Source organism: Actinocorallia sp. A-T 12471 (genome assembly GCF_033875155.1).
In the GTDB taxonomy this organism is placed as follows: Bacteria; Actinomycetota; Actinomycetes; order Streptosporangiales; family Streptosporangiaceae; genus Actinocorallia.
The window spans coordinates 354,317-371,849 of the sequence record NZ_JAWZTE010000006.1; the positions used below are offsets into that span (position 1 = coordinate 354,317).

The 17,533-nt window shown below is 71.1% G+C and carries 19 protein-coding genes; 11 read left to right on the forward strand and 8 right to left on the reverse strand.

Features of this window, described 5'->3' with window-relative positions; genetic code table 11:
• The first annotated feature begins 21 nt into the window (after positions 1-21).
• Together R9X44_RS19740 and R9X44_RS19745 are read left to right on the forward strand one after the other, a co-directional pair.
• Positions 22-1,875, forward strand: coding sequence for a serine/threonine-protein kinase (locus R9X44_RS19740; RefSeq protein WP_319815676.1), 1,854 nt, complete (start codon positions 22-24; stop codon positions 1,873-1,875).
• Complete coding sequence (locus tag R9X44_RS19745) at positions 1,875-2,576, forward strand: hypothetical protein (protein ID WP_319815677.1); 702 nt, start codon at positions 1,875-1,877, stop codon at positions 2,574-2,576. The genes R9X44_RS19740 and R9X44_RS19745 overlap by 1 nt, the downstream gene beginning before the upstream one ends.
• 7 nt (positions 2,577-2,583) lie before the next feature.
• Here the strand turns inward: R9X44_RS19745 and hisC are convergent, their stop codons facing one another.
• Complete coding sequence (hisC, locus tag R9X44_RS19750) at positions 2,584-3,654, reverse strand: histidinol-phosphate transaminase (RefSeq protein ID WP_319815678.1); 1,071 nt, start codon at positions 3,652-3,654, stop codon at positions 2,584-2,586.
• A gap of 107 nt (positions 3,655-3,761) precedes the next feature.
• Here hisC and R9X44_RS19755 point away from each other — a divergent pair, with 107 nt between their 5' ends.
• A complete protein-coding gene (locus tag R9X44_RS19755; protein WP_319815679.1) occupies positions 3,762-4,556 on the forward strand; it encodes a hypothetical protein in 795 nt (264 codons plus the stop codon).
• Between the two features lie 1,069 nt (positions 4,557-5,625).
• Here the strand turns inward: R9X44_RS19755 and R9X44_RS19760 are convergent.
• Positions 5,626-5,844, reverse strand: coding sequence for a hypothetical protein (locus R9X44_RS19760; RefSeq protein ID WP_319815680.1), 219 nt, complete (start codon positions 5,842-5,844; stop codon positions 5,626-5,628).
• 213 nt (positions 5,845-6,057) lie between these two features.
• Here R9X44_RS19760 and R9X44_RS19765 point away from each other — a divergent pair, with 213 nt between their 5' ends.
• Genes R9X44_RS19765 through R9X44_RS19775 form a run of 3 tightly spaced genes read left to right on the forward strand, consistent with a single transcriptional unit; the run spans position 6,058 to position 7,469 of the window.
• A complete protein-coding gene (locus tag R9X44_RS19765) occupies positions 6,058-7,056 on the forward strand; it encodes a helix-turn-helix transcriptional regulator (RefSeq protein WP_319815681.1) in 999 nt (332 codons plus the stop codon).
• Positions 7,053-7,241 carry a DUF397 domain-containing protein gene (locus R9X44_RS19770; protein WP_319815682.1) on the forward strand — a complete coding sequence of 63 codons (189 nt, stop codon included), beginning with the start codon at positions 7,053-7,055 and terminating at the stop codon, positions 7,239-7,241. Before R9X44_RS19765 ends, R9X44_RS19770 begins: the two co-directional genes overlap by 4 nt.
• Positions 7,242-7,277: 36 nt before the next feature.
• A complete protein-coding gene (locus R9X44_RS19775) occupies positions 7,278-7,469 on the forward strand; it encodes a DUF397 domain-containing protein (RefSeq protein WP_319815683.1) in 192 nt (63 codons plus the stop codon).
• Here R9X44_RS19775 and R9X44_RS19780 read toward each other — a convergent pair.
• The 4 genes from R9X44_RS19780 to R9X44_RS19795 are packed head-to-tail and all read right to left on the reverse strand — an operon-like array spanning position 7,443 to position 10,930.
• Positions 7,443-8,144: an NUDIX hydrolase gene (locus R9X44_RS19780; protein ID WP_319815684.1), complete on the reverse strand. Its 702-nt coding sequence runs from the start codon at positions 8,142-8,144 to the stop codon at positions 7,443-7,445. The two genes, R9X44_RS19775 and R9X44_RS19780, sit on opposite strands and share 27 nt — an antisense overlap.
• A gap of 29 nt (positions 8,145-8,173) precedes the next feature.
• Positions 8,174-9,028, reverse strand: coding sequence for a phosphoribosylaminoimidazolesuccinocarboxamide synthase (locus R9X44_RS19785; RefSeq protein ID WP_319815685.1), 855 nt, complete (start codon positions 9,026-9,028; stop codon positions 8,174-8,176).
• Positions 9,025-9,810 carry an MOSC domain-containing protein gene (locus tag R9X44_RS19790; protein WP_319815686.1) on the reverse strand — a complete coding sequence of 262 codons (786 nt, stop codon included), beginning with the start codon at positions 9,808-9,810 and terminating at the stop codon, positions 9,025-9,027. The genes R9X44_RS19785 and R9X44_RS19790 overlap by 4 nt, the downstream gene beginning before the upstream one ends.
• Positions 9,811-9,823: 13 nt before the next feature.
• Positions 9,824-10,930: a magnesium and cobalt transport protein CorA gene (locus R9X44_RS19795; RefSeq protein ID WP_319815687.1), complete on the reverse strand. Its 1,107-nt coding sequence runs from the start codon at positions 10,928-10,930 to the stop codon at positions 9,824-9,826.
• Between the two features lie 316 nt (positions 10,931-11,246).
• Here R9X44_RS19795 and purD point away from each other — a divergent pair, with 316 nt between their 5' ends.
• Together purD and R9X44_RS19805 are read left to right on the forward strand one after the other, a co-directional pair.
• On the forward strand, positions 11,247-12,494 hold the full coding sequence (gene purD, locus R9X44_RS19800; RefSeq protein WP_319815688.1) for a phosphoribosylamine--glycine ligase: 1,248 nt from the start codon (positions 11,247-11,249) through the stop codon (positions 12,492-12,494).
• 80 nt (positions 12,495-12,574) lie between these two features.
• Complete coding sequence (locus R9X44_RS19805) at positions 12,575-13,051, forward strand: DoxX family protein (protein WP_319815689.1); 477 nt, start codon at positions 12,575-12,577, stop codon at positions 13,049-13,051.
• Here the strand turns inward: R9X44_RS19805 and R9X44_RS19810 are convergent.
• Positions 13,041-13,619 carry an RBBP9/YdeN family alpha/beta hydrolase gene (locus tag R9X44_RS19810; RefSeq protein ID WP_319815690.1) on the reverse strand — a complete coding sequence of 193 codons (579 nt, stop codon included), beginning with the start codon at positions 13,617-13,619 and terminating at the stop codon, positions 13,041-13,043. The genes R9X44_RS19805 and R9X44_RS19810 overlap by 11 nt on opposite strands.
• 192 nt (positions 13,620-13,811) lie before the next feature.
• Between R9X44_RS19810 and pruA the strand changes: the two genes are divergently transcribed.
• Entirely contained in the window at positions 13,812-15,437 is a 1,626-nt protein-coding gene (pruA, locus tag R9X44_RS19815; protein ID WP_319815691.1) for an L-glutamate gamma-semialdehyde dehydrogenase, read from the forward strand.
• A gap of 57 nt (positions 15,438-15,494) precedes the next feature.
• Here pruA and R9X44_RS19820 read toward each other — a convergent pair whose 3' ends face one another.
• Positions 15,495-15,872 carry an STAS domain-containing protein gene (locus R9X44_RS19820; protein ID WP_319815692.1) on the reverse strand — a complete coding sequence of 126 codons (378 nt, stop codon included), beginning with the start codon at positions 15,870-15,872 and terminating at the stop codon, positions 15,495-15,497.
• A 138-nt stretch (positions 15,873-16,010) separates the two neighbouring features.
• Here R9X44_RS19820 and R9X44_RS19825 point away from each other — a divergent pair, with 138 nt between their 5' ends.
• Both R9X44_RS19825 and R9X44_RS19830 read left to right on the forward strand, forming a co-directional pair.
• Positions 16,011-16,874, forward strand: coding sequence for a DUF72 domain-containing protein (locus tag R9X44_RS19825; RefSeq protein ID WP_319815693.1), 864 nt, complete (start codon positions 16,011-16,013; stop codon positions 16,872-16,874).
• A gap of 70 nt (positions 16,875-16,944) precedes the next feature.
• Positions 16,945-17,493, forward strand: coding sequence for a GNAT family protein (locus R9X44_RS19830; RefSeq protein WP_319815694.1), 549 nt, complete (start codon positions 16,945-16,947; stop codon positions 17,491-17,493).
• Positions 17,494-17,533 lie beyond the last annotated feature (40 nt).

Below are 17,533 nucleotides of genomic sequence, written 5' to 3' on the forward strand. Positions count from 1 at the left end.
GGTGTGGCTGGAGGGACTGGCGTGCAAAGGCATTGGACGGTACCGGGTTACCGTCATCTCCGTGAGCTCGGGGCCGGGGTGACCGGCCGTGTCGTCATGGCCGTGCACGAGGAGACCTCCATCGAGGTCGCCATCAAGTACCTCGCGCCCGAGTTGGCGATGGACCCGGATTTTGTGCTGCGGTTCCGCGACGAGGCGCAGGCGCTGTCGGAGCTCGAGGATCCGCATCTCGTCCAGTTCTTCGAGTACGTCGAGACCTCCACGAGCGCGGCGGTGGTGATGGAGCTGGTCGACGGCGTCGGCCTCGCCCACGTCATCGCCGACTCAGGCCCGATGCCCGCCGAGGCGGCCTTCGCGGTGCTGAAGGGCACGCTGCTCGGCCTCGCCGCCGCGCACGCGTCAGGTGTGGTGCACCGCGACTGCAAGCCCGCCAACGTCCTCGTGGACGGCCAGGGCCACACGTACCTGTCCGACTTCGGGATCGCGCTGCCCGTCGGCGGGGGCCGCGCGGTCGCCGGCACGCCCGCGTACATGCCGCCCGAGCAGTGGACGGACCAGACCCCCGGCCCCACCGCCGACGTCTACGCCGCCACGGCCGTCGCCTACGAGTGCCTCACCGGCCGCCACCCCTACCAGGCCGCCTCCCTGGAGGCGATGGAGGCCGCGCACCGCGACGCGCCCGTCCCGGTCGAGGACGTCCCCGAGGGGCTGCGCGCACTCGTCGCGGCGGGCCTCGCCAAGGACGTGCGCGAGCGGCCGCAGAGCGCGTTCGCGTTCCTGCTTGAGCTCGAGATGACGGCGGGGGCCGTCCTCGGCCCCGGCTGGGAGGAACGCGGCAAGGGCCAGCTGAAGGAACGCGCACTCGCCCTCGCCCTGCTGTTCCCGATCAGCCGCCCCTCGGACTTCGCGCCGCGCACCACGCCGGTGCCCTCGGTGCCGATCCCCGCGCTCGCCGGGATCACCCGCGCCGACCTGTCGGGCCCCGCACGCGCCGCGACCCTGACGATGCTCGACGCCCCCGCGCCCGACGCCCCGTTCCGGCCGAGCAAGCGGCTCGGTCTCGCCGCCGTCGGCGCGGGCGCGCTCGCGTCGGTCGCGCTGCTCACCAGCGCGATGCTGCTGGCGCAGGCCACCGGCAAGGACACGCCGCTGCACCCGCAGGCCGCGCCCGCGAACGCCGAGTCGCCCGGGGCGCACGCCGGGGGCGGCCCCGCGCCGGAGACGTCGGCGAAGCCGGAGAGCTCACGCGAGGGCGGCCCCGTCGTGGTGATCACCACCGACTCGCTGTGGGACCCGACCCAGTCGCCGAGCCCGACCCCGACGTCGCCCGGCCCGACGCCCACGCCGACCGAGACCGACGGGCCCGAGCCCGAGCCGACCGACCCCACGGAGTCCCCGGACCCGACGGAGTCGCCCAAGCCCACCGACCCGCCGGACGACCCCACCGACGACCCGACCGAGCCCGTCGACCCCGACGACGACGCCCCGGACCCGACCCCGTCGCCGGAGGAGACCGACGCGCCGGTGCCGCCGACCCCGAGCGACACGACGGCGCCCGCGCCCACGACCCAGTCCGAGGACGTCACGGCGGTGCCCGTCAAGGTGAGCGGGCTGCGCGTGTCCGCGCGGGTCACCGGCACCACGATGACGGTCACGGTCGGCGTCACCGGCGTGTCGGGCGCGTCGGGCAGCACCGCGGTGAACCTGCGGACCGTGGTCGACGGCACGCCGCAGATCATCAGGATCGGCGGGATCACCGGGCCGAGCACCTACGTGTACACCCGCGCGCTGAGCGCGTGCGGGCAGGGCAGCGCGTCCGCGAGCGGCGACGGCATCACCGTGTCCAGCGCCCCCGTCAAGGCACGCTGCGCCTGATGGGCGGCGGTACCTCCCCCGACCCCTCGGGCGGTCCCGCCGACGTCACGCGGTTCGATGTCGGCGACCCGACCCGCACGTCGGTCGACCCGGTGGTCGATCCGGTGGCCGATCCGACGGTGACGCGGCGCGAGTCAGGGCCGGGCGGGACGCGTCCGTCGGCGACGGGGTCGACCAAGCCGTCCGACGACGAGGTACGTGTGCGGTTCGGCGCGGGCCCGTCGATCCCCGCGATGTGGAGTCCCGACTCGGTTCCGGCGCGGCACCGCCGTTCGAACCCGCGCGTGATGCCGTTCCTCAGCGTCGCGCTGTCGATGGCCGTCATCGGCGGACTGCTCGCGTGGCTGGCGTTCCGGGGCGAGAAGGAGAGCACGCCGCTCGCGGTGTCCGGGGTGCAGATCAGCACCCAGGGCGGCCAGCAGCGCTGCGACCCCGACAAGCTCGCCAGGACCGTCGACGTGTTCGCGCGGGTCGAGCTGAACGGCTCGGCCGGGGTGCTGTCGTACCGCTGGGTGCAGAGCGACGGCACGCCCGGCGCGTTCCAGAAGGCGACGGTCATCGCCGGGCAGACCGCGTTCGAAGCCCCCCTGCACTGGACCGTGTCCGGCGAGGGCAGCAAGGAGCTGACCGCGACGTTCGAGCTCGAGCAGCCGACCCGCACGAAGGCGTCGGCGACGTTCGAGTACGTCTGCCGCCCCTGACGCCGTCTCAGGCGCGGTACGGGTACGCCTCCGCGGCGGCGAGCAGCGCGTCGTTCTCCTCGGCGGAACCGATGGAGATCCGCGCGCCCTCGCCCGCGAACGGCCGGACGCTGACGCCCGCCCGCTCGCAGGCCGCGGCGAAGTCGAGAGTCCGCTCGCCGAGGCGCAGCCACACGAAGTTGCCCTGCGAGGGCACCACCGTCCAGCCCTGGTCGCGCAGCGCGTGCGTGACCCGCTCACGCTCCTTGACGGTCTCCTCGACGCGCGTGAGGAGCTCGTCCTCCGCGCCCAGGGCGGCGATCGCCGCGCGCTGCGCGATCGAGCTGACGCTGAACGGCAGGTACACCTTGCGGACCGCCTCGGCGATCACCGGGTGCGCGATGATGAACCCGACGCGCAGGCCGGCGAGGCCGTACGCCTTGGAGAAGGTGCGCAGTACGGCGACGTTCGGACGGTCGCGGTACAGGTCGACGCCGTCCGGAACGTCCTCGTCGCGCAGGTACTCCCCGTATGCCTCGTCGAGCACGACGAGGACGTCCTGGGGCACCCGGTCGAGGAACGCGACGAGCTCGTCGCGCCGCACGACCTCGCCGGTCGGGTTGTTCGGGTTGCACACGATCACCATGCGGGTCGCCGGGGTGATCGCGGCGAGCATCGCGTCGAGGTCGTGGGTCTCGTCGGGCTTGAGCGGCACCTGGACCGAGGTCGCCCCGGCGAGGTCGGCGAGCAGCGGGTACGCCTCGAACGACCGCCACGCGTAGACGACCTCCGCCCCCGGCTCGCTGACCGCCTCGAACAGGTGCGCCGCGACGACGACCGACCCGTTCCCGACCGCCACGTCGTCCTCGGGCACCCCGTAGCGGTCGGCGATCGCGGCGATGAGCGCCGCACACGAGTTGTCCGGGTACCGGTTCACGGTCGCCGCCGCGTCCGCGATCGCCGTCAGCACCGAAGGCAACGGCCCATAGGGCGACTCGTTCGAGGACAGCTTGTACGAACGCCCGTCAGCGGACACCGCAGTCTTTCCCGGCTTATACGCCTGAAAGCGGTCAAGAACAGAACGGAACCGCGGACTCATCGCCAGAACCTCCTACGCTGCGGAATCCCCCCACTTTATTCCTCACCCGGCTCGCCCCGGGTCACGGGAACCAAGCCGCCCCAAGACAAGATCATTACTATGCGTGCATGCGATGCCTCATTCTGCGATCAGTGCTCGGCGCCGCCCTGCTCGGCTCGGCCTGCCTGAGCCCGGCGAACGCCGCCCCCGCCCCCGAAGCTCCCGACCCCGCGAAGTACAGCCCGCTGGTGCAGAACCTGGTCTACGAACTCCTGATGCAGGAGGGCAGGATCATGACCGTGCAGGACTGCAAGCAGAAGCTGAAGACCAAGTCCAAGAAGAAGCACCTGCCCAAGTGCCTGGCCTACGCGAAGGACGCGGCGAAATGGGCAAAGGAGCACGACGCGCAGGTCGCCCAGCATCTCGCCGAGGAGAAAGAGAAGGAGAAAGGCAAGGGGAAGGGGAAACCCGTGCAGGTGAAGGCGCTCCCGGCGGCGTCCACGGGCGGCGAGGACGGAACGTGCAGCGCGGACACCGACACCCGGGGCGGGAAGGGTTTCCTGCGAGACGTCCCGAGCGCGGTGTGGTCGATCTGCGTGAAGACCGCACGTCATTCCCATGGTTCCGTCAGGGCCACGTGCCGGGGCGGCGCACTCCTGTGGACGGCCCGCGAGTGCGCCGCCCACGGCCGTTTCACGGTGCGCAAGGACGGAGAGAAGGTAGCGTCCGGCGACTTCACCGGCAGTGCGAACGTGCCGAGCGACGCCGGCACGCTCTTCCTCAGCGACGTGTTCACCTTCAAGTGCCAGGGCCACGGCGCCTACACCTTCGAACTCACCGACCTCACCTTCACCGTCGGCAGCGGCGGGGACGCCGCCGGCCTCTCACCCGGCCCGCACTCCATCACCACCACCGGCTGCTGACCCGGCACCGCCGTCGCCCTGACGAAACGCGCCGGTCCCGGTCCTCAGCCGGGCTGCCCGGGGATCGGCCAGACCTGCGTCCCGAGCGCACCGCGCGCCGCACGCCCGGGCGGGGCCTGAGCGGGCCGCCCAGGGCCCGCCGCCCGAGCCGCGCCCGCAGGAGAGGCCCCGGGGACCGCGGGCTGCGCGGACCGCATGGGCGCGCGCTGCGCGGTGAGCCCGGGATGTGCGGCTTGCGCCGGATACCCGCACTTCGCGGCATAAGCGGCTTGCCCGGCACGCACCGAACGTGCGACATGCGGCGGGTACAGGGGAACCACCGGACTCGCACCCTTGCCCCGTCGCGGCCGTGCTCCGAAAAGGCCGCCAGACTGCCCCGCCCGAGCCTGCCCCGCCCTCGGCGGCACCCGCCGCAGCAGCGGATGCGCGGGCGGAGCACTCCGCACCCACCGCCCATCCCCCTGCACGGGCGGGACGGGACGGGGCGGGCGCGCGGACGGAGGCACGGCGGGGACGGGCGCGGCCGGCGGCGTGGCGAGCGGCAGTGGACGGGCCGGGCCCTGCGCGGCGGGCCGGAAGGCGGGCGCGGGTGCGGCGGGTCGAGGTGCGGGCGCGGGTGCGACCGGCCGGGGTGCGGGTGCGGGTGCGGCGGGTCGAGGTGCGGGCGCGGGCGCGACCGGCCGGAGTGCGGGTGCGGGCGCGGGTGCGACCGGCCGGGACGCGGGCGTGGGTGCGGGGCGGGTCGCGGGTTTTGCGGTCGCGAGGGGCGGGGCCGCGTGAGCGGGCTGGGCGGGGCGGGCCGCGCGGATGCCCGGGTGGGCGGGCGGGACCGGACGGGGCGGGCGGGTGCCCGGGTGGGACGCTGGGACGGGACCGGCCGGGGCGGGACGGGGCGGGCGGGTGCCCGGGTGGGTGTGGGGGATCGGGTGGGCGGGGTGGCCTTTGTGGTGGCGGCCTCGGGGTTTCAGGGATGCGTGGAAGGCCCGGAGGTAGGGGGCGAGGAAGACGCCCGCCGTGGCGGCCAGGAGGACGGTCCCTGCGGCCGCGGCGGAGATCCCGGCGTAGGAGTTCAGCACGTCGGCGGCTCGATCTTCGACTGGGCGTCGAGCGCGTCGGCCAGGGCCTCGGGGGTTTCCTCGATGAGCGTCATGGCGAGCCCGCGGCCGAGCTCGTCGGCGCTCAGGTGCCGCCGGTCGAGGCGCGTCGCCATGAGCAGCGTGTCGGCGGACGCGGGACGGATCAACCACCCGGGGTGGAGCCTCCGCAGATCCGTGATGTCGGTCGTCATGCCTGGTCCTTGGGTTTGTCGGCGTTTTCGGATGACGACATTGGCACAACGGGGTTACCGTCGGCTACGAACCGCGAACCACCCGTTTTCCGCGCCCGACACCCTGATGACACCCGCGCCGAAACCCCGCCCGATCAAAGCACCCCGGCGACGACGCACCCCGCGAGACCCCCCGTTCCCGCAGGCAAGAGGCACTACGGCGAAAGGAGTCCGGTGTTTCCGAGTACGCCCGAATTTGTGAATGGGATAAACCAGGAACCTCCGCACCTTTCCGACGACACCCAGCCGACACCCGATGACACCCACGCGACACCCGGCGACACCCGCGTGACACCCGAGCAGCACCCGGACGGCCCCCGCCGGCCGACCCGTGACCCCCGCGAGACTCCGGTTACGGTCGAAAAAATTCTTGAGATCTCCTCTCCGCAACGCATGTTCGTGGCCGAAATGCGAGCGCTCCGTGAAGCCTCGGGCGCCTCCCGGAACAAGATCGCCCAGTCCCTCGACTGCACCCCCCAGTGGCTCGCCAAGGTCGAGAGCTTCGAGAAGCCCCCCTCGGAAGCCCTGGCCACAGGTCTTGACCGCTTCCACAACACCCGAGGCACCTTCCGCCGCCTCTGGGACGAGTTCGACGACGACCGCAAGCGCGGCCTGGTCGCCAACGGCGCAAGACGGCTCTTTGACGTCGAACCGAAGGCGACGCACATGATCGCCTATGAACCCTTGATCATTTCCGGCCTGGTGCAGACCGAAGAAGTCGTCCGGAGAATGCACCTGGGCGGCGGCGTACACCCCCAGGAGGCCGAGGACTACGTCTCCATGCGCATGGAACGTCAGAAGAAGATCTTCGACAGACCGGATGCGCCCTGGCTCTTCCTGGTCATGCGAGAAGCGGCCCTTCGCGACATGCCCCGAGACCTTCGAGCGGGACAAGCCCAGAAGCTCTTGCAGCTACTCGAACTCTCCAGGAGGATCTCGATTCAGATCGTGCCTCCCGAGGAACTGGCGGGGGACCCGTCGGGCTTCGCGGTCCTTTCCTTTCCCAAGGAGCCGGACATGGCCTACATCGAGTCCTCAGGTCGCACTAGCCGAACAACCGAAGATCCCGAAATAATCACGCGACTCACCGAAATCTTCAATCGGCTCCGAAGCTCGGCTCTGTCTGTCCGCGAGTCACGGCGCGTGATCCAGAAATACGTGGAGAGCACATGAATGACACAAGAGACACCACCGCCCGCTGGCGCAAGAGCACCTACAGCGGCAAGGCCGACGCCTGCGTCGAGCTGGCGGGCACCACCCACGCCGTCGGCGTTCGCGACTCCAAGAACCCGGAGGCCGACCCCATCACTCTCACCCGCCCCGCCTTCACCCGCCTAGTGCGAGGGCTCCGCTCGTGAGTCCAAGAACATGATCCAGAAGTTCACGGAGAGCATGTGAAGAGTAAGAAGAGTTCCGTCTCGGGCTGGCGTAAGAGCAGCCGCAGCACCGACGGCGACGCCTGTGTCGAGCTGGCGGGTACCGGTCCGCTGGTCGGCGTTCGCGACTCCAAGAACCCGGACGCCGACCCCATCACCCTCACCCGCCCCGCCTTCACCCGCCTAGTGCGAGGGCTCCGCTCGCGTTAGGGGCTGTGGAGGGCGGAGCATGGGGGGGTGGAGTTGTTCGGCGCGGCCTCGGCGGAAGAGCTGGGCGGGGCGGCCGCCGTCGCGGGTCGTCGTGGTGCCGGTCGGGACGAGGAAGCCGTCGGCGCCGGTGACCTTGCGGTGGAAGTTACGGGGGTCGAGGGGGGTGCCCCAGACGATCTCGTAGACGCGGCGGAGTTCGGCGACGGTGAACTCCGGCGGGCAGAAGGCCGCGGCGAGGGAGGTGTACTCGAGTTTGGATCTCGCCCGCTCCACGCCCTCGCGGAGGATTCTGCGGTGGTCGAAGGCGTTCTCCTCCACTTCGAGGAGGATGTCCACGGCCTTCCAGGTGACCTGCGCCCGCGAGGAGGCGGGCAGGTCGGGGGCGAGGCCCAGGTACGTCACGCTGACGACGCGCTGGCGGGGGTCGCGGTCGGGGTAGCCGAAGGTCGCGAGCTGTTCGAGGTGGATCGCGGTGTCCGCGAGGCCCGCCTTTTCGTCCATGAGGCGGGCCGCGGCGACCGGGAGGTCCTCGTCAAGTTGGATGAAGCCGCCGGGCAGGCACCAGCGGCCCCGGTAGGGCTCGTGGTCGCGCAGCCAGGTCAGCGCGCACAGGCGCTGCGCGCGCACGGTGAGCACGACGAGGTCGACCGTGAGCGCGACCCTGGGCACCGACATGCCCCAGAACCTATCGGCAATCTCCGGCGCTAGCCCCACTGACGACCGGTGAGCCTTTCATACGCTTCGATGTACTTCGCCCTGGTCTGCTCGACCACCTCGGGGGGCAGCGGGGGAGGGGCCTCACCCGACGCCTGGTCCCAGCCGGACGCGGGCGAGGTGAGCCAGTCGCGGACGTACTGCTTGTCGAACGACGGCTGCGAACGCCCCGGCGCCCACCGGTCGGCGGGCCAGAACCGTGACGAGTCCGGCGTCAGGACCTCGTCGCCGAGCACGAGCTCCCCGTCCCGCAGCCCGAGTTCGATCTTGGTGTCCGCGACGATCACGCCGCGCTCGAGCCCGAGCTCCGCGCCGCGCCGGTAGACCTCAAGGGTGATCTCACGCAGCCGTCCCGCAAGCGCACCGCCGACCTTCCCCTCGACCTCCGCGTACGTCATCGGCAGGTCGTGGCCCCCCACGTCGGCCTTGGTCGTCGGGGTGAAGATCGGCTCGGGCAGCCGCGACCCGTCCTCGAGCCCGGCGGGCAGCGCGATCCCGCACACCTCGCCGGTCGCCCGGTAGTCCTTCAGCCCGCCGCCCGTCAGGTACCCGCGCGCGACGCACTCGACCGGGACCATCTCCAGCTTCCGCACCACGACGGCCCGCCCCGCCCACTCGACGGGCGCACCCTCGGGCAGTTCGGTGGAAACCACATGGTTCGGCACAACATCGGCGAGCCGGTCGAACCACCACAGCGAAAGCTGGGTGAGGATCGCGCCCTTGTCTGGAATCGGGGTGTCGAGCACGTAGTCGTACGCCGAGATCGTGTCGCGCGCGACGATGACGAGATCACCGTCCGGCAGCTCGTAAAGATCCCTCACCTTGCCGCTGTGCACGTGCTTCACGCTGCGAACTCCAAGACTTCCACCGACTGGCCGACGTGAAGGCTACCGGTCGTGCGCGGCACCGCGTTCTGCCCGAACACGATCAGCCGCTCGCCGTCGAACGTGACGGTCCGGTACCGCGCGAGCGTCGCCAGCGGCTCGCGGCCCTTCACGCCGGTCTCCTGGTCGACCGTGGTGATCACGCACCGCCCGCACGGCTTGACGAACTCGATCTCCACGTCACCGATCGCGATCCGCCGGACAGAGTCCTCCCCGTACGCGCCAAGCCCGGACAGCACGATGTTCGGCCGGAACCGGTTCATCGGGAGCGGCTCGGCGAGCCGCGCGTTCAGATCGGCGAGGGACTCCTCAGAAATAACAAGCAGCGGATACGCGTCCCCGTACGCGACCCGGCCGTCCCCCCGGCTCGTCTGCCGCACCCCGGTGAACCTGACGAGCCGGACGGGCGTGCCGAGGAAGTCCGAGAAGTACCCCGCCGCCTCCGCCCCCTGGTCGACGCCCTGACAGGACCGCCCGTGCACGGTGACGTCCACGACGGGCGCGTCCCCGGGCCCGAGCGCCTTGTGGTGGAACCCGTTGACGTCGAGGGCGACCCCGTCGTAGGACGTGCGCAGCAACGCCATCCGCGGGTGCTTGCGCTGCGACAGGAACCTGCCCTCGGCGTCCACGAGCATGAACTCGCGGTCGTGCCGCAGGCCGGTCTCGGTCAGCTCCGCCTCACGGACGGGCGTGCCAGAGCCGCTCTTGAGCGGATGGACGTTGAGCCCCGCGACGGTGATCAACTGCTCCCCCGGATCACAACCAGCCGTTGCGGCGGAACCCCCGGTAGAGCAGAAGACAGCCGACGGCGATGACGGTAATAACTGTCGGGTAAGAGTACGCCCAGCGTAGTTCCGGCATGTGCGGGAAGTTCATCCCGTATATCCCGGCGATCGCGGTCGGCAGCATCAGGATCGCGCCCCACGCGGAGATCTTGCGCATGTCCTGGTTGTCGCCGACCGTCACCTGCGTCATGTGCGCCTGCAGGATCGGGTTCAGCAGCTCGTCGCAGGCGTCGACCTGCTCGCGCACCCGGGCGAGGTGGTCCTCGACGTCGCGCAGGTACTCGCGGATCTCGTGCGGGACCATCCGACGGGTGCACAAGGTCCGCAGCGGCCCGGCCAACGGCCCCACCGCGCGCTTGAGCTGGATCGTCTCGCGCTTGAGGTGGTAGATCCGGTTCGTGTCGTTCGTCCGCTCGGGCGAGAAGACCGACTCCTCGACCTCGTCGACGTCCTGCTGGATGCCCTCGGCGACCTGGAGGTACTCGTCCACGACCCGGTCGGCGACCGCGTGCAGCACGCTCGCGGGCCCGAGCGCCAGGCGCTGCGGGTCGGCCTCCAGCCTGCGCCGGACGGAGCCGAGCTCGCCGTGCGCGCCGTGCCGGACGGTCACCACGAAGTCGGGCCCGCAGAAGATCATGATCTCGCCGGTCTCGACCGCGTCGACGCCGTCGTCCTGCGCCACGTAGCCGACGGTCTTCAACACGAAGAACTGCAGGTCGTCATAGCGTTCGAGCTTGGGCCGCTGGTGCGCCTTGATGGCGTCCTCGACGGCCAGGGCGGGCAGGCCGAACAGCGCGGCGAGGCTCTCCAGCTCGGCGGAGTCGGGATTGTGCAGACCCACCCAGACGAACCCGGGCGACTCGGTGTCCGTCGGGACGAACAGCTCACCGTCCCGCACGAGCCTGACGGCGTCGGCGACGCTGTCGGTCACCACGCGCTGGCCGTCGATGTACACGGCCCAGTCGATGACCGCGCTGTCGCGGCACACCGGGTCGAGCGGAAGCGGCTTGGCACCGCGGTTGAACAGCGAAAGCCCGGGACGCACCTTGGTCATGGCCATGGCCGGAATCTCCTTCACGCGACAACGCGAGGACCCGGAGGCGGAACGGCGCTGCGACCTCGCGCCACGCCGTCATGAAGCAGGCGTCAGCCGAGGGAGCACACGAACGAGACGGGACCCCGACAAGAAGTGAAATGTGGATGATGAGGCATTTCGCCGGTACTACAGGGATCTCCGGTGACCATCGCCGTCCACCTCCCTTCGCTTCGGGGACAGGACCCGGGCGGCTACCGCACAGGCGGGAAGGCCGGCCTCTGGCAGATTAGCACCCGACACATCAGACGCCGGGGGCATCGTCCAGGTTCACACGCCGTTGCCGATAGGGTCGCGTAACGTGCGCGTCCTTGTTCTGGGATCGGGCGGCCGTGAGCACGCCCTGGTCCGTTCCCTCGCCCAAGACCCCTCCGTGACCGCGCTCTACTGCGCGCCAGGCAACCCCGGCATCGGGGAAGTCGCCGAGAACCACCACCTCGACCCCACCGACCCCATCGCGGTCACCGAGCTCGCCGTCCGGCTGCGGGTGAACCTCGTCGTCATCGGCCCCGAGGCCCCGCTTGTCGCGGGCGTCGGCGACGCCGTCCGACGCGAGGGCATCCCGTGCTTCGGCCCCGACGCCGGGCCCGCCCGCATCGAAGGCTCCAAGGCTTTCGCCAAGGAGATCATGGAGGCCGCGGGCGTCCCGACGGCCCGCGCGTACGTCTGCGACGACTCCGACCAGGTCGCCCACGCGCTCGACGCGTTCGGCGCGCCCTACGTCGTGAAGGACGACGGCCTCGCCGCAGGTAAGGGCGTCGTCGTCACGTCCGACAGGGCCGAGGCCGAGGCGCACGCGCAGGGCTGCGAGCGCGTCGTCATCGAGGAGTACCTCGACGGCCCCGAGGTCTCCCTGTTCGCGCTCAGCGACGGCGAACACGCCATCCCGCTGCTGCCGGCACAGGACTTCAAGCGCGCTTACGACGGCGACGAGGGCCCCAACACCGGGGGCATGGGCGCGTACACGCCGCTGCCGTGGGTCCCCGAGGGGCTCGTCGACGAGGTCATGCGCACCGTGGTCCAGCCGACCGTCGACGAACTGCGCCGCCGCAACAGCCCGTACGTCGGCGTCCTGTACGCGGGCCTCGCGCTGACGTCCAAGGGCGTGCGGGTCATCGAGTTCAACGCGCGCTTCGGCGACCCGGAGACCCAGGTCGTCCTCGACAGGCTCGCGACGCCGCTCGGCCGCCTCCTCCAGACGTGCGCGGTGGGCAATCTCACGCCGGACACGCGCCTTGAGTGGCGTCCAGGCGCGGCGGTGACCGTCGTGGTCGCGGCGGAGAACTACCCGGCGAACCCCGTCAAGGGCGACGCGATCGAGGGGCTCGCCGAGGCGAACGCCGTCGAGGGCGCGTATGTCCTGCACGCGGGCACCGCGCTCAACGAGGAAGGCGTCCTCTACAGCAACGGCGGCCGCGTCCTCTCGGTCGTGGGCACCGGCGCGGACCTCGCCGAAGCCCGCTCCTCGGCTTACGAGGCGGTCTCGCACCTCACCCTGCGCGGCTCCCACCACCGCGCTGACATCGCCCTCAAGGCCGCGACCCCCTGACCCGCAGGTGAGGGGGGCGCGCCGCACCGAGGGCGTCGGATACGTGGCGTAGAGATCACGCTCCGTTACCTTGGGGCGGTATGGACGCGGGATTGTTGTTTCTGCGGCTGGTCTTCGGGCTGGTCCTCGCCTCACACGGCGCACAGAAGCTTTTCGGGTGGTTCGGCGGCGGAGGGATCAAGGGCACCGGGATGTTCTTCCGGTCGCTCGGGTTCGAACCCGGCCAGTTCTACGCGGTCGTCGCCGGCCTCACCGAGGTCGTCGGCGGACTGCTGCTCGCCCTCGGCCTGCTGTGGCCGCTGGGCCCTGCCATGGTCATCGGCGTGATGCTGACCGCGGCCTTCAGCACCTGGAAGCAGGGGTTCTTCGGCGGCACCGAGACCCCGCTGCTCATCGCCGCGGCGGGCGCGGGCCTCGCGCTGACCGGCCCCGGCCGCTACAGCCTCGACGAGGGACGCCCCTGGCACCGCACCGGAAGCCAGGGCAACATGCTCGGCCTCGGCGCGATCGTCGTCGGCGTCGTCGCGGCCCTGATCCTCTACCTGCTCAAGAACTGACCCTCGGCACGAGCCTGACCCCGGGGTCGAGGCACCACGCGAGGACCGACGGCCACCGCCCGTACCCGGCGCCGAGATCAACGTGTCCGGCGCCGGGCAGCAGGTCGCCGTCCAACCCCAACGGACGCCCGTACACCGCGAGCGCCCCTCCCGCGCAGTACGGGTCGTTCTCTGACGCGGCGAGCCGCACAGCCCCCGTCTCCGCGACCCGCTCCGCACTGAGCCGCGGCGGAACAAAATCCGCGATCTCCGGCTCCCCCGCACAGAACTCCGGCGACGGCGGCGCGACCAGCAGCACCCTGTCGGCCCTGACGAGCCCGCGCGCGGCCGCGTGCAGCCACAGCGTGCACGCGAGGCTGTGACAGACCACGACCTTCTCCGGCCCGGGCAGTTCATCCAGATGCCGGACGAGCTCCCCCAGCCAGACCTCAAGATCGGGATCGTCCGGGTCCGGCAACTGCGGATAAGAGACGGCGACGCCGCGCCCGGCCAGCTCCTCGGCGAGCAGCCTCTCCCAGTGCCCCTCGGGGCGGTGGTTCTGCCAGCCGTGCAGCACGAGAACGCCCATCGCGCGGACTCCTTCCGGAAGATCGGGACTGCCGGAATTCTCCCCCAACGGACGCCCGGAACGCCACCTCAGACAAGTGTCTGAAGATCGCGCCGACAGGTCGTGACACCTGTCGATGGCAAGCGCGCGGGACGGCTTTTAGCGTCGGGGGAAGGACGCGACAGCCCACGACCACCCGGAGGCGGAAAGCCCATGGACTCCCGAACCACCGTGCCCGCGCCGGTCAACGAGCCGGTCCACGCCTACGCGCCCGGCAGCCCCGAGCGCGCCAGGCTTGCGGCGAAGCTCACCGAACTGTCCGACGGCGGCGTCGAGCTGCCGTCCGTCATCGGCGGACGGCACCGCATGGCCAAGGGCGCGCGGATCGACGTCGTCCAGCCGCACGCGCACCGCGAGGTCCTCGGCACGACCGCGAACGCCGACCACGCCGACGCCCGCGACGCCGTCGAGGCCGCCCGCGCCGCCGCGCCGGGCTGGCGCGCGCTCAGCTTCGACGACCGCGCCGCGATCCTCCTGCGCGCCGCCGACCTCCTCAGCGGCCCGTGGCGCGAGACGATCGCCGCGGCGACCATGCTCGGCCAGTCCAAGACCGCGCAGCAGGCCGAGATCGACGCGCCCTGCGAGCTCGCCGACTTCTGGCGGTTCAATGTCCACTTCGCCCGGCAGATCCTCGCCGAGCAGCCCGTCTCGTCGCCCGGCGTGTGGAACCGGGCCGACCACCGGCCGCTTGAGGGCTTCGTCTACGCGATCACCCCGTTCAACTTCACCGCGATCGCCGCGAACCTGCCGACCGCGCCCGCGCTGATGGGCAACACGGTCATCTGGAAGCCGTCGCCCACCCAGCAGTTCGCCGCGCACCACACGATGCGGCTACTCGAGGAGGCGGGCCTTCCCCCGGGCGTCATCAACATGGTGACCGGCGACGGGATCGCCGTCTCCGACGTCGCGCTCACCGCGCCCGACCTCGCCGGAATCCACTTCACCGGGTCCACCGCGACGTTCCGGCGGCTGTGGCGGACCGTCGGGGACAACCTCGACTCCTACGCGACCTATCCCCGGCTCGTCGGCGAGACCGGCGGCAAGGACTTCATCGTCGCGCATCCGTCGGCCGACCCCGCGGTGCTGCTGACGGCGATGGTCCGCGGCGCGTTCGAGTACCAGGGCCAGAAGTGCTCGGCCGCCTCGCGCGCCTACGTGCCGCGCTCGGTCTGGAACGTCATCCGCGACGAGTTCGCCGCCACCGTCGAGGGCCTGACCATGGGCGACGTGCGGGACCTGCGCAACTTCATGGGCGCGGTCATCGACGCGCGGTCCTTCGCCAAGCTCAAGGGCGTGCTCGACCGCGCGGCCGCCGACCCGAAGGTCGACGTGTTCGTCGGCGGCACGTACGACGACTCCGAGGGCTACTTCGTGCGTCCGACGGTCCTGCTGAGCGAGGACCCCTCCCACGAGATCTTCCGCGACGAGTACTTCGGGCCCGTCCTCGCCGTACACGTGTACGAGGACGCTTCTTACGACGCGATGCTCGCTCAGATGGAGTCGGCCAGCGCCTACGGCCTCACCGGCTCGATCATCGCCCGCGACCGCGCCGCGGTCGCGCACGCCACCGAGGCGCTGCGGTTCGCGGCCGGGAACTTCTACATCAACGACAAGCCGACCGGCGCGGTCGTCGGGCAGCAGCCGTTCGGCGGCGGCCGGGCGTCGGGCACCAACGACAAGGCGGGCTCGCTGCAGAACCTGCTGCGCTGGACGTCGACCCGGACGATCAAGGAGACGTTCGTGCCGCCGACGTCGCACGGCTACCCGCACATGGGCTGACGCCGCGCGCGCCGGGCGGGGCGACGCCCGGCACACGGGGTCACCGCGAGGCCGTCCTCACCGCTGCGTGAGGGCGGCCTCGACGGCGTCCGGCAGGGATTCGAACAGGGCCATGAAGCGCAGCGCGCCCATCGCGCGCAGTTCGAACATGACGGCCTCCGGCGGGCAGCCGAACGTCACGACGACGTCGCGGTCGGCGGCGAGCCGGGACGCCTCGAACAGGGTCGGGTAGGCGGCCTCGGCGACGTGCGGGACCTCGGCCATGTCCACCACGAGCGGGGTTCTCGGCTCCTCCTGAAGGAGCGGGAGCAGCGCGCCTTCGAGGGCGGCTATGGCCCTTTCGTCGAGCGGGCCCTTGAGCAGCAGAAGGCGATGGCTGTCATAGCGGTACGTCGTCGCGCGGAAGGCCGACTCTTCTCTCAGCTGCTCTGACACGCTTCACCCTCCTGGGGGTTCCGGGATTACGGTCCTCGGGCGAGAGGGTAATCGGCCGACCCCGTTGCGTGAGGACTTATCCCGTAATCCGGCATCGGAACCGGGCGGAACGTGCGGAAGGTTCGGTAGCTTCGGGCCATGCGGCTTCATGTGGGATGCGCGATGTGGACACTCGCGCCCTGGCGTGGGCGGTATGTCGCGCATCCGCTGCCCGCCGACCAGCGGTTGCGCGCGTACGCGTCGTGGTGCAACGCGGTCGAGGGGAACACGACTTTCTACGCGACTCCTACGCGGGAGACGGCCGCCTCGTGGGCGGCGCAGACCCCGCCGGACTTCAGGTTTCCGCTGAAACTGCCGCGAACCGTCACACACGAGGGGCGACTTGTGGCGGGATCGGCGGATCTCGCGGCGTTCTACGACGCGATCGAACCGCTCGGGACGCGGGCGGGGACGCTGTGGGTCCAGTTGCCGGGGGCGTTCGGGCCCTCGGACGTCGACGGGCTCGCGGGGTTCCTGCGCGCTTTGCCGCGTTCGTACAGATATGCCGTTGAGGTTCGTCATCGGGCGTTCTTCGAGGACGAGCGCGCGGTGCGGCGGCTGGAACGCGTGCTCGACGGCGTCGGCGCGGAGTGGGTGCCGTTCGACACCACAGTGCTGTTCTCCTCGCCGCCGACGACGGACGCCGAGCGCGAGGCGTGGACCAGGAAGCCGCGCATGCCGCGACGCGACCGCGCGCTCACCGCGGCCCCGATCGTCAGGTACCTCGGGCGCGACTCGTCCGAGGAGACCGTCAAGGGCTGGGCCCCTTGGGTGGCGAAGGTCGCCGAATGGCTGCGCGAGGGGCGTTCGCCGACGTTCTTCCTGCACACGCCGGGCAACGACGAGGCCCCCGCGCTCGCGCGGCGCTTCCACGACGAGGTGCGGGAACTGCTCCCTGCCCTCGCACCACTGCCGGAACCGCTGCCGGTCACGTCGGAAGAGGACGATCTCACCCTTTTTTGACGGGGTGAATTACCCGGACTTGCCGCCCTTCGGGTTTACAGCAGTGCCGGGTGTTGGTCGAATGCCGGATATGTACCGGGTCGTTCTCAGACGGTTGGGACCTGGCGACGCCGAGGAGGTCGCCAGGCTCGCCCGGCTCAGCCTGCGGCTGCACGCGCGCTGGGTCTACATGCCGCGCACGACCGCAGAATGCCTCGACTACCTGCTGCGGCTCGCGGACGAGGGGTCGATCGCGCTCACCGTCCGACGGGCCGACGACGACGCGATCGTCGGGCTGATCACCGTCAGCGGGATCACCCGGGGGGTCTACGAGCGGGCGATCGTCGGGTATGCCGGGTTCGCCCCGACGGTCGGGCTGGGATACCTGACCGAGGGGCTGGCACTGGCCGTCCACTACGGGTTCAAGTCGCTCGGGCTGCACCGGCTCGAAGCCGACATCCAGCCCGACAACACCGCGTCGCTGCGGCTCGCCGAGCGGGTCGGGTTCCGGCGCGAGGGGATGTCTCCCGGTTTCATCAGGATCGACGGGGAGTGGCGGGACCACGAGCGATGGGCCATCACCGTCGACACCGCCGACGCGCTCGCGCCGTGCGAGCCGTGGCAACTGCCGGACACCTGAGTTTCAACACACGGGCCCCTGCCCACATACCCGGTGAACC

Coding starts and splice junctions, on each gene's coding strand:
- hisC (WP_319815678.1), bottom strand. CDS start 3,654: ATGAGTCCGCGGTTCCGTTCTGTTCTTGACCGCTTTCAGGCGTATAAG.
- R9X44_RS19805 (WP_319815689.1), top strand. CDS start 12,575: ATGGACGCGGGATTGTTGTTTCTGCGGCTGGTCTTCGGGCTGGTCCTC.
- R9X44_RS19760 (WP_319815680.1), bottom strand. CDS start 5,844: ATGACGACCGACATCACGGATCTGCGGAGGCTCCACCCCGGGTGGTTG.
- R9X44_RS19830 (WP_319815694.1), top strand. CDS start 16,945: ATGTACCGGGTCGTTCTCAGACGGTTGGGACCTGGCGACGCCGAGGAG.
- R9X44_RS19825 (WP_319815693.1), top strand. CDS start 16,011: ATGCGGCTTCATGTGGGATGCGCGATGTGGACACTCGCGCCCTGGCGT.
- pruA (WP_319815691.1), top strand. CDS start 13,812: ATGGACTCCCGAACCACCGTGCCCGCGCCGGTCAACGAGCCGGTCCAC.
- R9X44_RS19770 (WP_319815682.1), top strand. CDS start 7,053: ATGAATGACACAAGAGACACCACCGCCCGCTGGCGCAAGAGCACCTAC.
- R9X44_RS19810 (WP_319815690.1), bottom strand. CDS start 13,619: ATGGGCGTTCTCGTGCTGCACGGCTGGCAGAACCACCGCCCCGAGGGG.
- R9X44_RS19780 (WP_319815684.1), bottom strand. CDS start 8,144: ATGTCGGTGCCCAGGGTCGCGCTCACGGTCGACCTCGTCGTGCTCACC.
- R9X44_RS19745 (WP_319815677.1), top strand. CDS start 1,875: ATGGGCGGCGGTACCTCCCCCGACCCCTCGGGCGGTCCCGCCGACGTC.
- R9X44_RS19755 (WP_319815679.1), top strand. CDS start 3,762: ATGCGATGCCTCATTCTGCGATCAGTGCTCGGCGCCGCCCTGCTCGGC.